This window comes from Streptomyces sp. P1-3 (assembly GCF_050613155.1).
Taxonomy (GTDB): Bacteria; Actinomycetota; Actinomycetes; order Streptomycetales; family Streptomycetaceae; genus Streptomyces.
The window spans coordinates 7,669,668-7,683,665 of sequence record NZ_CP192512.1 but is presented as its reverse complement, the minus strand read 5'-3'; the positions used below and the strand labels follow the sequence as shown (position 1 = coordinate 7,683,665).

Genomic DNA, 13,998 nt, shown 5'->3' with positions numbered 1-13,998 from the left:
CCGCGTTACCGAATTGCGTACATCAAGTGAGATGTCGACCCGTGGTGAGCGACTGGGTGAGCAGACCTGAACGGGCCATGGGGTGTACGCGGTTCGGCATGGGTGCGAGGCAGCAGCGGTGTTCTGTCGGGCTTGGGCGCCGGGCCGGGTCCGGTGTCCGGGGTGGCGGGGATGGTGAGTTCAGGACTCGTCTGCAAACGGTGCCGTGGCTCACATGCTGAGGTCTGCCTGGCGCAGGAGGCGCGGTGTACGACGCGCTTGGCCGGGTTGAGAGGGTTCGGCGCTCTGACGACGTAGCCGTAGTCGCGTACGACTTCGCCGTCCGTGACGTCGCCCGTGTAGGCGGTGTCCTCCCAGGTGATCGCTCGCCCGTGCAGGCGGAAGGGCAGCGCCTCCGTCATGGCCTCCAGGATGCGGTGAGCGGCCTCGTTGTTCTTCGGTCCGCCCAAGATGAGCAGGTCGTGCTCCATTTCGTGCCCCGGAAGGTGTGCCGACAGGCGGACCTTTTCCAGGTCGAGGTCCCGGTAGGCGTGGGTGAGGGAAGGGATGAGCACGGACAGCGCGCGGACCTGTCCCAGGCCGGCCACGGGCCGCTGGTAGCGGCCCGTGTCGATGTGGGAGGTGCCCAGGACGAGGTGGAGCCTGACCTCCGCTGTACGGCCGGGGTTAGAACGTCGGCATCCGGGGCCGGATCCGGGACAGGTCCTGGCCCGCCAGGTCCGGGCGGGCGGTGAGTTCGGCGTGGACCGCTTGCAGCAGCGGAAGCGGGGCGTGGGCGGTGGCCAGGGCCACGTCCTTGGCGGCCAGGGCCACCGGGAAGTAGGAGCCGTCGGCGAAAGTACGGGCAACCGCTCCCGATAGCGGGCCCTTGGCCAGTTCACCGCGGATCAGGTCCGCGGGCAGTCCGAGAGCCTGTCCCAGCCTGAGGGTCTCGGCCACCAGGGCCACTCCGCCGATCACCGCGTTGATCAGGACGAGTTTCAGGGCGGCGCCGGAGCCGGGCTCGCCGCACTCGGTGACGTCCCCGAGCCGGCCGAGGATCGTGCGCACCGGCCCCGGCAACGGCCCGCCGGCCAGCACCCACAGTTCCCCCGCGGCGGCCCGGTCCACGCTGCCCATCACCGGCGCATCGGTCAACGTCACCCCGTCCGGGAGGCGGGCGGCGAGCTCCCGCACGGTGTCCGGGCCCACCGTCGAGGTGTCGATCCAGTGGGTTCCCGGCCGCAGGGCCGGGAACACGGCCTCGGCCACGGCGTTCGCGGCGGCGGGGTCGGCGAGCATCGTGACGACGACGTCGGCATCGCCGACGGCCTCGGCGGGGCTGGCGGCGAGCCGGGCACCCGCCGAGACGAGCGGGGCGGCCTTGTGAGCCGTGCGGTTCCAGACGGTCAGCGGGTGTCCGGCGGCGTGCAGGCGACGGGCCATCGGCGCGCCCATGCTGCCGAGGCCGAGGAATGCGATCTTCTCCATGCCCTCGACGTTAGGCAGACCCAGCCCATGCGACAAGCGAATGTCTAGCATGGCTCACATGCCTGCTTCGCATAGCTTGTACGAGGTCTTCCTGCGCGTCGCCCGCGACGGCTCCTTCACCGCCGCCGCGCACACCCTCGGCTACACCCAATCCGCCGTCTCCCGGCAGATCCACACCCTGGAGGAGGAGTGGGGCACCGCCTTGTTCGACCGGCTGCCGCGCGGGGTACGGCTGACCGAGGCCGGGCGGGCACTGCTCCCGCACGCCGAGGGCATGCGGGACCGGCTGCGCGCGGCCCGTGCCGAACTGGACGCGCTGCGCTCGCTCGACGACGGCATGCTGCGGATCGGGGCCTTCGCCGCCGCCGACGCGTCGCTGGTTCCGCGCACCATGTCCGCGTTCCGGGGCCGGCATCCGGGCGTCACCGTCGTCCACACCGAAGGCCCGACGGCCAAGCACGTGGGCCTGCTCGCGGAGGGCAGCCTCGACCTGGCCCTGTTGAGCACCCCCGCCGGAGTGCCGCTGTCCGGCCCGGAACTGCACCACCTACTGGACGAGCCCATGTACGTGGCCCTCCCCCGGGCCCACCGTTTCGCGGGCCGTCCGGCCCTGCGGCTTTCCGAACTCGCGGACGAGGACTGGATCGAGGGCGACGTGCGCCCGGAACAGACCCTGCTGGCGCCCGCTCTGGCCTCCGGGTTCCGGCCGCGCGTGGCCTTCCGGGTCAACGATTGGACGGCGAAGCAGGGGTTCGTCGCCGCGGGCCTGGGCATCACCGTGCTGCCGGCGCTGGCAGCGTGGGCGGTCCGGCCCGACATCGCCCTGGTGCCCGTGGACCGGGCGGACCTGCCCTGCCGGAAGGTGTTCGCGGGCACGCCCCGCGGGCTCGGCCACTCGCCCGCGGTCGCCGCCTTCCTCGCCCTGCTCCGTACCACCGTCGAGCAACTGGCGCCCGGGGCCCGGTGCGGAACGCCCTAGACTGTGCTTCGCCTCGGCCTCCAGGGGGAGCAACTATGCGCATGCGCAACGGTGTTGTCGCTATGGCCGTCGGCCTGGTGATGGCGGCAACGCTCACGGGGGCGACCACCGCCCCGCGCGGCACGGCCACCCGCGCCACGGCCTGGGGCGGCGCGCGGCCTTGTTCGCCGTACGTGTCCATCCAGCGTTTCTCCGACGCGCTGGACAAGACCGAGTTCCACGGCTCCTACGTCGGCAATCTCTCCGCGCTCGTCGCCGAGGACGGCGGCCGCGTCGCCGCGCTCTCCGACCGGTCCGAGCTGTTCACCCTGGGCCGTGGGCACCGCCCCGAGAGTGTGGTGCCGCTCGCCGACGAGAAGGGGGGCCGGCTCGACTCCGAGGGGCTGGTCGCCTTCCGCGGCGGAACCTATCTGGTCAGCTCCGAGACCGAGCCGTCCGTACGCCGCTACGACCGCGACGGCACGCTCATGGAGCGCCTGCCCGTGCCGGACGAGTTGCTCCTGGCCCCCGACGGCAGGGGCCGGGTGAACGAGACGTTCGAAGGGCTGACCCTGAGCGCCGACGGCCGCACGCTGATCGCCGCCATGGAGGGCCCCCTGATCGACGAGCCCACCGACGAGCAGGGGCGCGAGGTCGTCCGCTTCCAGACCTGGCGGCAAGACAGCGGCGGGAGCTTCGCGCTGGGGCGGCAGTACCGCTACCCGGTCGACAAGGGCCTGAAGGTCCCCGAGCTCTCCTCTCTCAAGGACGGGCGGCTGCTGGTGCTGGAGCGCGGCTACACGGCGGGCGAGGGCAACACCATCCGCCTCTACCTCGCTGACCCCGGGCACGCGTCCGCCACCCGCCCCATGCCCAAGGCGCTCCTCGCCGACCTCGGCTCGTGCCCGTCGCTCGGCGCGACGCATCCCCAGCCCGGCGCCAACCCTCTGCTCGACAACGTCGAGGGAATCGCCGTCGTGGGCCGCGCGCCGGGCGGCCGTCTGCGGCTGCTGCTCGTCAGTGACGACAACCACAGCCCCAAGCAGGTCACCCGGCTGTACGAACTCTCCGCCCGACTCCCCCGGTGACACCGTTCTCACCGGCACCTCACTCGCGCCGTCGCTACGGTTCGACGACCATCACCACGTCACGCTGAACGACGCGCGGACGGTCCGCCCACACAGACAGCACCCATGTGCCGGGGCCGGCTGTGAGGCTGCCGCGGCGCTCGTCCCGGCCGACGCCGGAGAGCAAGGTCGAGCTCTCCGGTGCGGTCGTGCCGTCCGGGTGGAGCGATGCCCGCACGGTCCGGCCTCGCTCCACCCCGGTCGCCACGACCTCGAACGGCTCACCGGCCACCGCGAACTCCGGTGCCACAAGGCCGAATTCGTCGTCGGCCGCGAGCGTGTCGCGGGACGTCTTGCTGTTGTAGGCGGAGTCGAGCTGATGCCCGAACGCCTCGCGGCTGATGAGGGAACCGTGCCGGTGGCCGTTCCAGACCGCTTCGTCCGTGCTGCGCAGCGCCCAGGCCGCGTACGCCGACTCCGCGGGAACCGTGCCGTCCCCCGTCCACGGTTCCACGTCGTCCAGGGCGTACAGGAAGTCCAGTCTCTGTCCCGGGGAGACGACCACGCCGTGCACGGTGGGGTGGGCGCGGCCGCCGAGGCACCGCACCTGGTAGGGAAGGCCGCGATCGGGGCTCTCGCGCAGGTTCTTCAAAGCGGCGGCCTCGAATGTGTCGTGGAAGTCGAACACGTCCTCCAGCGTCGCGGTGGGAATGCCCACGTCGATGTCGGTCAGCTGCTCGTAGTAGCCCTCGGGGTACTCGGGCCGGCGGACCGCCTCGTACACCGGGAGGAGCTGGCCCATCGACGGAAAGGTGCGGCACAGGTCCGCGAGCCGTTCGTTGACGCCTCCGGCCATGGCCGCCGCGGTACGTCCCAGCAGGCCCTTCCCCACGCCGTGTCCGGTCAGGAACCGGATGGCCTTGGCCGCCCCCCGGTGCGGCGTTCCGACCGTCACCAACGTACGGGCCGTGTCACGACCGCCGAGGCATTCCAGGTAGTACCGGGCGACCAGGCCGCCCATGGAGTGGCAGATGAGGACGACCTCGGGATCGTCCTCGGCCTTCGGGTAGTGGCTTCTGAACTCTTCCCTCCATCGCCCGAGTTCGCGCTCGACGCGGACCTTGAGGTCTTTCGCGGTGATCCGGTTGGACAACCTCCAGTCGTACGGGAACACGACGAACTGCTCCGGGCGCACTCCGGTGAGCAGGTCTGTGACGTCCGGGTATCCGTGGTGCATCAGGAGTCCGGGCACGCCGGTCGGACGCGTGACCAGTTCCCGGGCCTCGACCGCGAAGGGTTCCTCGGGGCGTTCGTCACCGATGCCGTCGGGCAGACGCAGCCGCGTGAACAGCCTCTGCGGCGGCACCGCTCCCAGGAGTGCCCGCAGCGACGGGTTCCACAGGTCCTTGCCGTCCCGGCTCAGGCGGGTTCCCGTGATCCCCGGCACGAAGACCACCAGGTCATGCTTCAAAAGATTCCTCCTTGATTCCTCTCGTTGCCCCGTCCCGGCGGCCGGCCCGGCATACGGGCGGTCACCATCCCGCCCGGGGGCGCCCGGTGCGGCCGGGGGTGCGACTGGGACTGAGAACATCCGCGCTGATCAGGATCTGGTCGCAGCGCCGACGGCCCTGGAGCGTCAGCGTGACGCCACGGCCCTCCTGGTACAGGGCTCCGGCCGCCTCGACGTCCAGGCCTCGCCACGGCACCGCGGCGCCTCTCAGCGCGCGCCGTGTGGTCGCGTCGAACACCGACAGCGTCCTTTCCCCTCCGCACACGACCAGGAGGGGCCGCTGAGGGCTCCCTGTGAAGACGAGTGCCGAGGGAGCCCCTGCGTCGTACGGCACCCGGTGTGTGGCCCAGCGTCCGCCCTTGTAGCGGGCCAGGTGGATCAGGTCCTCCTCTCCCCAGGCCAGCAACGGAATCGACGCGCGCATCACATGGTGTTCTCCCAGCGTCATCATCGCGGTGCGCCGTCCCGCGTCCTCGAGGACGGGGAGCAGGTCCCACTCCCCTTTTGCGGTGTCCCACAACCGGAACCCGCGGCCGGTGTCGATGACGGCCAGGGTTCTCCCGTCCGCCATGACCCGCACGCTCAGCGTGTGGGCCAGCGCGTCGACCTCGTCCTGTACCCGCCATCGGCCGTGGTGGAGGCGCCAGCGCCGCACATGACGGCTGTCCGGGACGAAGAGGCTCGGCACACCGTCGTGCTCCACGACCAGGCCGAGCCCGCGGGCGATCTCGCCGGTGTCTCCCTGGAGGCGGATGTCCTGTGGCGGCGCGGCGTCCCTCAGGTCGGGCGGCAGCGACCAGACGCGCACGGTCCGGTCGAAGGCGGACGCGATGAGCCAGCGGCCCTCGTGCCACACCGCTCGCACCGCGGTGACCGGGGAGTCGTGGTGCAGCGGGGCCGGCTCGGTACTCATCGGCCCTGGGGACCCGGCACCCGCCGTGCCTGGATATCCGGCCACGACTACGTCACCCGTGACCCGGCACAGCAACGCGGGGCCGCCCTCGGGGGCGGCCGCCGGCTCCACCATGAGCCGGTCCGTGTAGCTGCGGTCCAGGCCGTGGGGGCGGGCCGCGGCAGTCGCCGCGGCCACGTCCAGGATCCGTACCTGGGGGCCGTCCGAGACCGCGATCCGTCCGGTGCCGCGCGGGTCGCAGGCCAGCGCCTCCGGGTCGCGGTGCCCATGGACCGGGAAGGCACACAGACGCCGCTCTCCCCGGATGTCGTGCACGGATACCACGCTCCCCTGGTGCAGTACGAGCAGTGGCCGGGCGCCCCAGTACCCCAGCGCCACTCCGCGCGCATCGCGCGAGTCCACGGACAGCACCCGGTCCACGGTCCAGTCGCGCCCCTGCCCGATCCCGTCCGGTCCGAGGCCGGACCCCGGAGTGAGCCGCCAGACGTCGGCGGTGTGTCCGTCGGCTCGGGCCAGCCACGCGCATCGGGCACGCGGGCCGTCCTCCGGTCGTGCCGGCTCCGCGAGGGCGGCGATGGCCCGTACGGGCCGCTGTCCGGCATGGGCCAGCAGCTGGTGGGGGCCGAGCATCCGTTCGCCGCGGGCCGCCGGATACACCTCGTGCACATGGGTCTCGGCGCCCGCGGACACCAGGAAGTACCGCGCGCCCAGTGAGAGCAGGGCCAGCCGGTCGGCGGGAATCCCGAGGATGCCCGCCAGGCCGGCTTCCGACGCGCTCTTGTCCGTGGACCAACGCCAGGCCCACACGCGCTGCCCGTCGGCGGCCATCGCGAGGAAGCGGCTCCCGCACTCCGCGGCAGTGAGCGCCTTGGGGGCACCTCCCCAGTCGAAGACCTTCGCGGGCAACGTCGACGCGTCGTCCCACAGGAGCACGCGCTGGCCGTTGCCGGCGACGGTGACCCGCCGGGCGCCCGCCGCCGCGCTCGTGACCTGTCTGAGAGACCTGCGGCGGTCCGGTGCACGACGTGTCAGCCGCTGCTTGCCGGTCTCCGGGTCGTGCACGGCGACCGCGCCGAGGACCCCGACCGACAGTGCCGTGTCGGCGGATGTACCGGACCAGTGCAGCGCCCGAGCGCCGCCGCGGGCTGCCGGCCACCGCAGATCGAGCGGTGCCGGGCCGGCGTCCGTCCACAGCTCCGTCCACGGGAGCGCCGCGAAGCCCGGAGTGGTCAGTTTCCGGTACGCGCCGTCACGGTGGCTGACGAAGGCCGCACTGCGCAGCAGCGCACGGCGCGTTACCGGGTCGGGCCGGGAGCGGAAGCCGTCGGCGACCCGGACGTAGAGTGCCGCCCCCTCGCATTCCCTGACCTGTGTGACGGCGAGGGGCAGCATGACGTCGGGGTCGGTATGGGCCAGGTACTCGGGGTCGTCGAGCAGTTCTCGCAGTTGCTCGGTGCCTGCCTGGGCGGCATGGACGGCGAGGTACGAGCGTGTGTAGTCGTCGGCCCGTGCCCAGTCGCCGCCGCAGTGTGCGCGCAGCGCGTCGTGGACTTCGCGATGTCCTTCCTGCGGTGTCATCCCGAGCCGTTGGAGGATGTGGGCTCCGTATCCGGCGTGCGCGAGCCGGTACGTTCCGCAGTCGACGGTGACCAGGCTGCCCTCGGCCAGGGCCAGGAGGTCGCCTGCGTGGTCTCGGGTGAGTTGCCCGTGCTGCTTGAGCAGGGCGTTGGCCATGGCCGCCACAAGGGTGAGATCGCGGAGCCCGCCGCCGTGCGCCAGGGCGAGCGGGGCGAGGATGCCGGCGGCGGGCCTGGCGCCGTCCCCTTCCAGGTGAGTGATCTCCCTGCGCACCCACGTCTCAAGTCCGGCGCCGGCCTGCCGGAGTTCGGCCTCCAGATCGCTCGGCGTCAGCAGCCGTCGCCCGCGGACCAGTTGTCCGGTGATCAGGCGGGCGACGAGGAAGAGCCCGTCGCTGGCTTCCGCGGTGATCTCGGCGGCCTCGCGGCGCAGGAGCGCCTGCCGCTCGCCCGCGTACCGTGATCCGCGGGAGCCGAGAACGGCTTCCGCCATCGATGCGATGTCCCGCTCGGTGTCGTCGTCCTCGTCGAGGGCCAGCGGAGTCGTTGTCCGGTCGAGGACGTCGAGCAGGCTCTCGGCGGGCGCTGGCTCGGCCAGCTGACGCCTGGGGCGCGGGCGCGTCCCCACGACCACCTTGACTCCGGGGGTGTCGGCGAGCCGGTTGAGCAGCTGCCGGGCGATCTCGTGGGCCTGTCCGGGCATTGCTTCGTCAAGCCCGTCGAAGACCAGGTTGAGCGCTCCCACCTTCTGCGCCAGGTCGCCCACGGCCGCGGCGCAGCTGTCGGCGTCGCACGTCGTGGGGGGCTTGCGCGGCATCGCCTCGAAGGCGCCCAACGCGTCCCACACGGCGTCGATCACCGCGCTGAGGGACCGGTCGCGGCAGGTGACGAGGGCATGGATCGTGCCGGGTCGCGGACAGATCTGCGGCGGTGGCTGCGGGTCGAGGCGCTGTCTGCGGCGTGCCACGGACAGCAGGCCGAGCATGCCGAGCAGCGCGGTCTTGCCCGACCCGCCGGGCCCCGTGACCACCTGCATGCCGTGAGCCACCGTGTCCAGCCAGCGCACCAGTCGGCTCAGCGCCGCATGACGCCCCGTGAACTCCCTTTCGAGAACGCCCCCTTCCTGGAGCAGGAAGGGCGACTCCTCGGCCCAGGGCAGCGGCGCGTCGTCGGCCAGCACCGCGGGACGCGCCCACCGCCTGCGGCTCCCCCCGTCCTCCTCATCGTCGAAGTACGGGTTGTGCAGGAAGTTGTTGGGCAGCGGCCGGACCGTCTCGAAGCCCGGCCGTTCGTCCTTCGTCTCCAGCCCTTCCGCGGCGGCCTCCCGGTCGATGGCCTCGACGAGGTAGGGGACGGAGATGTAGAGGGCCGACCTGTGCATCGGCAGGGAGTGATCGGCGACCTCGATGTCCGGTTTGCTCAGCACGTTCGACAGCCATGTCATCCACAGCCCTTCCCGGATGGTCTCTCCCACCCCGGAGGTGCCGATCACGGCGAAGCCGCTCGTGGCCCTCTCGGTGGCCTCGGCCACCGAGGCGCGGTCTTTGCTCACCGCGCGACTCAGGGCCTGCCGCAGATGTCCGTGCGATGAGCAGGCGTCGACGACGAGCAGCGTGTGCGCCTGGTTCCGGGCCTCGAGAATGCGGTCGACGAGCTCGGTCAGTGCGAAGGAACAGGACGGGTCGAAGTCTCCGCGTGCCCAGCTGTCACGGCATGCGAGGTGGAAGCCGCCCCCGGCGTCGACTCCGTGGCCGGTCCAGTAGAGGATCTTCCGCTCCGCCGCACGATCGAGGAAGTCGTCGAGCCACGCCGAGACCTGTGCGCGTGTCAGTTCCGCGGGCCCGTCCAGCACCTCGCCGAACCCCAGCTGGTTCCTGGCCATGCGTACGAAGCGGGCGCTCTCCGCGCCGATGTGCCGCAGGACCTCGCGGCCATGCAGCTCGGCAGGGTTGTCGTAGGTGTCGACGGCGAGCGCGCCGACAAGACCTGCCGCCCGGAAGGCGTCTCTCCCCCGCTCCCTGGACACTCGCCATCCCCCCCGGATCCGTCTGTTCCCGTCCCCGTCCCCGTTCACTCGATTGTCCCGCTATTGTGGTCAACTTGTCTGCGACCAAGGAGAGTTGATGTCCTATCGGGACAGGTTTTCGATCGTCGGACAGCTGACCGACTGTCACCTCTACGAAGGTGACGGAACACGCCCGATCAAGGAGGAGAACGTCCGCGTCCTCTACACCAACAGGCGGGTGCAGTTCCCGGATGAGCTGGGGCTGTGGCGGCGTGAGATCGAGGACGAGGAGGCCCGCAAGCAGGCGGCGGGAGAGCCGTACCGGTGGAACAACCCGCGTTTCGCCGTGGAGAGCCTGGTGGTCTCCCGCACCCACACCCGCGAGGAACCCCAGGTCACCCTCTCCCTCATCGACGCCGACTACTACGACTTCCTCACCACCTCGCTCAATCTCGGACGCACGCTGAAGAACGGCTCGACGCTGCGCAAGCAGTACCTGGAGGACGCCGACCCTTTGGACGCGCCGCCGTGGATGTTCTGCAGCCTTGGCGTGAACGTGGAGGTGGAGACGGGCAAGGACTCCAGGATGCTGTTCTCCCACCGCAGCGCCAAGGTGGCCGGGCCGAACGCGTCCCGATGGAACTCATCCGCCAACGAAGGACTGGCGGCCAACCACGACCTGCCCGCCTCCGGTGAGATCAGCCTGCACCAGGTCGCCCACCGGGCACTGCGCGAGGAACTGGCGGTACAAACGTCCGACAACGTCGATCTGGAACTGCTCGGCTTCGGCCTCGACCTGCTCAACAACCAGTGGTCGGTGTTCTTCCGCGCCGTCCTGGGCGACCTGGGCGAGGAGGATCTGCGCGCCCGGTGGAGCCACGGCATCGAGGACAAGTGGGAGCACGACAGGTACGCCTTCACCCCGTCCGACCCGGAGTCCGTGCTTTCCTTCATCCACGAGACGCCCATGTGGGCTCCGTGCGCCCCGGCGCTGTTCTATCTGGCACTCGTGCGGGGCGCGGTGCGGGCTCGGAACGACGACCCGGCCGCGCGACTGGTGGTGGAGGAGGCCGAGCGCCGCGTGCTCGACCGTCACCGCCACGGTGACGCCTGACGTCAGAGCGTGGGACGCCTGGTCGTCGCGGAGCGCGGGCAGGGCGGTGGTGAGGGCGCCGAGGCAGTAGGGGCGGCAATCGGACGGATGTTGGCTGTGTCCTGCCACGTATCGCAGTCCGAGGGGCGCGGGGGCGCGATGGGCCGAATGAACCGTGGCGGATCCCCCGAAATAGCGAACTGTCGCATGAGCCGTCCTGCAATAACGCCGGAGCGATGTGCCTGGCCTTCGTATTGCCACATAGGCAGACGACGTTGGAGAACCGCATGCCGAGCTCGCCGCAACCCGCCATTGTGCTGATGGATCACGAACCCTCCCGCAGGAGTGAGCTCGCGGACGCCATCGGAAGGTGGTACGACCAGGACTTCCAGATTCTGCAGATGAGTTCGAAGGCTCCGGCCGGCTCACTGGAGCGTCTGGCCGGTGACGGGGCTCCGATCGCGCTGGTGGCCGGGGTGGGGAAGGGCGACGAGATCGCCCGGGCTCTGGGAGAGGCCGATCTACCGGACGAAACCAGTCGCGTGTCGCTCGTTCCCGGAGCGAAGAAGGCGACCGTGGCCGACGACGGTTCGACCGCGAGCTTCACCGAAGACGGCCTGGAACACCTCCACATCCGCGTCATCGACGGACACATCTATAATTTCTGGAAGCAGTCCTCAAGCGAGGTGAAGAAGAAGTTCAAGGTCGTCGAGATCTCGGGGGCCATTACCTCCAAAGGGGCATTCCGGATCCGGGAGTTCCTGACCGGATCCGGCGTGATCTTCAAATGGCCGGAGAAGTCGACGGGCTCGAAGATCATCGTCAAGATCACGGAGGAGGGTTCCCACCAGCCCGTGACGCTCGAGAATCCGACGCTGGCGAAACTGGCGGGCGAGCTCCAACTGCTGAACTCACCGCCGAAGAAGAGCTGGTACGACGTGGTGATCGTGGGCGGCGGGCCAGCGGGACTTGCAGCAGCCGTGTACGCGGGCGCCGAAGGACTCTCGGTCCTCGTCGTCGAGGACGACGTCCCCGGCGGCCAGGCAGGTACGTCGTCGAAGATCTGGAACTACTTGGGCTTCCCGGAAGGAATCCCCGGCCATCAGCTTGCCCAGACCGCTTTGAAACAGGCCAAGGCGTTCAAGGTGGAATGGCAGCCGCTGTATGTCACGAAGGAGCTGATTCTCGGGACCGGAGGTACTCTCCCTGAGAGCCGGCCGCACGAGGTCGTCCTCGATGACGAGAAGAAAACACATATCAAGGCCGGCGCCGTCATCGTTGCCACCGGCATGGCCTGGCGGCGGCTGAACAAGAAGACCAAGGCCGACGAGCTGCTTGGGTCCGGGGTGTACTACCACGCCCTGATGACCGACGCCGAATACACCAAGGGCAAGCACGTCGCCGTCGTCGGCGGAGGAAACTCCGCAGGACAGGCAGTGGTTCACCTCGCCAATTTCGCCGACAAGATCACCATGATCGTCCGGTCCGACCTCAAGAGCATGTCCAAGTACCTCGTCGACCAGATCAAGGAGCTGAAGAAGGCCGGAAAGGTCGACGAACATCTGAACAGTGAGGTCAAGGAGTGCGAAGCGCAGGACAACAAGCTCAAGACCGTGCACTTCGGCCCGAAGGGGGAAAGCAACCCCGCGGACAAACACGTCGACACCGAATGGCTCTATGTGCTGATTGGCGGGGATCCCAACACGTCATGGCTTGGCAAGAAGCTCCAGCTCGCCTACAACGGCACGATTCTGACGGGACGCCATATCCCTGGCCAGGAGGGGAAAGTCAAGCAGGCGGAACAGGAGGCCCGTAAGCGCGCGCAGAAAGAGAAATGGTCCCCCAAGAAGACCGAGGAGGAGGTGGCCAAGGCCATCGAGGCGGCCAGGGTGCCGTCCACCGGGACCAGCGTCCCCGGAATCTTCGCCGTCGGTGACGTCCAGTACATGGCGCCTCCCCGCGTCGGCGGAGCCCTGGGCCGGGGCGCCGCCTCCATCACGGACCTGTTCGACTACATCAAGCGGGCACCACACCTTTTCCCGACGTACGCCAAGCATGGCCAGCAGAGCTGAGCGGGTGCGAAAGACTGGACGGCCGCCCGGCCGACCGGGCGCCCCGTCTGCCGCACACTGCGCCTGCGCCCGCCACCCACCAGGCCCGGATTCGCGCATGCTCTGCCAGCGCTGCAGCCGGTCCGGACCGCCCTCGACGATCAACGCGCCCGGGAGGTGCCCTACATGGAACCGGCCAGATTCCACTTATGAAGTCATCTCAGCTTTGTCGGTGAGTTGGGCTTCAGGGGCCGGCGGAGTTTTGCGGGTACGTTGGATGGCCAACAGCACGCCGCCGATGAGCAGTGCGATTCCGGCCAGCTCCAACAGCGGCGGCATGCGGCCATCCCACGTGAAGACATAGATCAGTCCGGCAATCACCTGGACAACGGCGAGCTGCCCCGCGATGGAGATCGGCACCAACCCCGAGGACCGGTTCCAGAGTACCGTTCCGACCCATGAGACGAGCACCCCGAGAACCAGACTTCCGATAAGCATAGGGAGCAGCGAGTCCGCTCGGCCGGTGTGTACTTCGCCGGACACGGCGGCGATCGGCAAGGCGACCAATGAAAGTGCCAGCGTGCACACGCCCATGAGCGTGGACCAGGCGGACGACGAGATCTCCGGGTGCTCTCTGAGGAAGTTGGCATTGGCCACCGCGTACCACGTCCACAGGCCGAGCGCCGTCAGCGCCGACGCGATGCCGATCACCCAAGTCGTTCCGTCGTGACCGCTGAGGGCCGTTCCCCAGTCGACCTCCATGAGGTTGACCAGGACCAAACCGACCGTGATGAACCCGAGAGGAACCAGCAGGCGCGAGAACGGAAACTCCTTGCGGACCCAGTTGCCCGTCAGCGCAACGGTCACAGGGAGCGTTCCGATGATCACTGTTGTGATGGGCGCCCCTGCGTGGGTAATCCCTTGCACCAGAAAGAAGTAGTAGCCCAGGTGCCCGGCGAACGCGAACGCCATAGCCGTGAACCATACTCGCCGCCCCAAGCCGCGCATCCCAGTGCCGCGCGTGAAGATCATGATGCCGACCGATACCACTCCGAAGAAGAGGTACCGGCCCAGCGCGAGTGCGACTGCGTCCGAGGCGGGGAACAGCACCGGGATCAGAAATGCCAGACCCCAGATCAGGTTGGCGCTGATGCCGCACAGCACCCCGATAAGAAGTGGCGGAGTTTGAATTATGCGCATATCGCAGCTTCTCGTTTCTACCCGCTAAATGGGTCGGGCTGGCGTTTGGGATCAGCGGCACCCCGGGTCATCAGTGCACGCATGAGGACTCGTTGAAATTTGCCTGGCAGCAGCAAGCGGCCGGTGAGGGCCAGCGGGGGCGGCGGCGCGCGCC

At 69.5% G+C, this 13,998-nt stretch carries 9 protein-coding genes; 4 read left to right on the top strand and 5 right to left on the bottom strand.

Annotated features, from left to right (window positions below; genetic code table 11):
• Positions 1-5: 5 nt before the first annotated feature.
• Both ACQUSR_RS32795 and ACQUSR_RS32790 read right to left on the bottom strand, forming a co-directional pair.
• A complete protein-coding gene (locus ACQUSR_RS32795; protein WP_431046902.1) occupies positions 6-587 on the bottom strand; it encodes a hypothetical protein in 582 nt (193 codons plus the stop codon).
• Positions 588-666: 79 nt separating this feature from the next.
• The gene (locus tag ACQUSR_RS32790) at positions 667-1,470 is read right to left on the bottom strand and encodes an NAD(P)-dependent oxidoreductase (protein WP_431046901.1); all 804 of its coding nucleotides are present in this window, start codon (positions 1,468-1,470) and stop codon (positions 667-669) included.
• 58 nt (positions 1,471-1,528) lie between these two features.
• Here ACQUSR_RS32790 and ACQUSR_RS32785 point away from each other — a divergent pair, with 58 nt between their 5' ends.
• Complete coding sequence (locus ACQUSR_RS32785) at positions 1,529-2,449, top strand: LysR family transcriptional regulator (RefSeq protein ID WP_431046899.1); 921 nt, start codon at positions 1,529-1,531, stop codon at positions 2,447-2,449.
• Positions 2,450-2,484: 35 nt separating this feature from the next.
• Positions 2,485-3,516 carry an esterase-like activity of phytase family protein gene (locus tag ACQUSR_RS32780; protein ID WP_431046897.1) on the top strand — a complete coding sequence of 344 codons (1,032 nt, stop codon included), beginning with the start codon at positions 2,485-2,487 and terminating at the stop codon, positions 3,514-3,516.
• A 34-nt stretch (positions 3,517-3,550) separates the two neighbouring features.
• Here ACQUSR_RS32780 and ACQUSR_RS32775 read toward each other — a convergent pair whose 3' ends face one another.
• Both ACQUSR_RS32775 and ACQUSR_RS32770 read right to left on the bottom strand, forming a co-directional pair.
• A complete protein-coding gene (locus ACQUSR_RS32775; protein ID WP_431046896.1) occupies positions 3,551-4,966 on the bottom strand; it encodes a lipase/acyltransferase domain-containing protein in 1,416 nt (471 codons plus the stop codon).
• Positions 4,967-5,027: 61 nt separating this feature from the next.
• Positions 5,028-9,521 carry a peptidase C14 caspase catalytic subunit p20 gene (locus tag ACQUSR_RS32770; RefSeq protein WP_431046894.1) on the bottom strand — a complete coding sequence of 1,498 codons (4,494 nt, stop codon included), beginning with the start codon at positions 9,519-9,521 and terminating at the stop codon, positions 5,028-5,030.
• 97 nt (positions 9,522-9,618) lie between these two features.
• On the opposite strand from ACQUSR_RS32770, the gene ACQUSR_RS32765 reads away from it, so the two are divergent.
• Both ACQUSR_RS32765 and ACQUSR_RS32760 read left to right on the top strand, forming a co-directional pair.
• Positions 9,619-10,614 (top strand): translation initiation factor 2, encoded by a 996-nt coding sequence (locus tag ACQUSR_RS32765; RefSeq protein WP_431046892.1) that lies wholly within the window; start codon positions 9,619-9,621, stop codon positions 10,612-10,614.
• Positions 10,615-10,868: 254 nt separating this feature from the next.
• Positions 10,869-12,665 (top strand): NAD(P)/FAD-dependent oxidoreductase, encoded by a 1,797-nt coding sequence (locus ACQUSR_RS32760; protein ID WP_431046890.1) that lies wholly within the window; start codon positions 10,869-10,871, stop codon positions 12,663-12,665.
• Positions 12,666-12,851: 186 nt separating this feature from the next.
• On the opposite strand, the gene ACQUSR_RS32755 is transcribed toward ACQUSR_RS32760, so the two are convergent.
• Positions 12,852-13,844 (bottom strand): DMT family transporter, encoded by a 993-nt coding sequence (locus tag ACQUSR_RS32755; protein ID WP_431046888.1) that lies wholly within the window; start codon positions 13,842-13,844, stop codon positions 12,852-12,854.
• Positions 13,845-13,998: the final 154 nt, after the last annotated feature.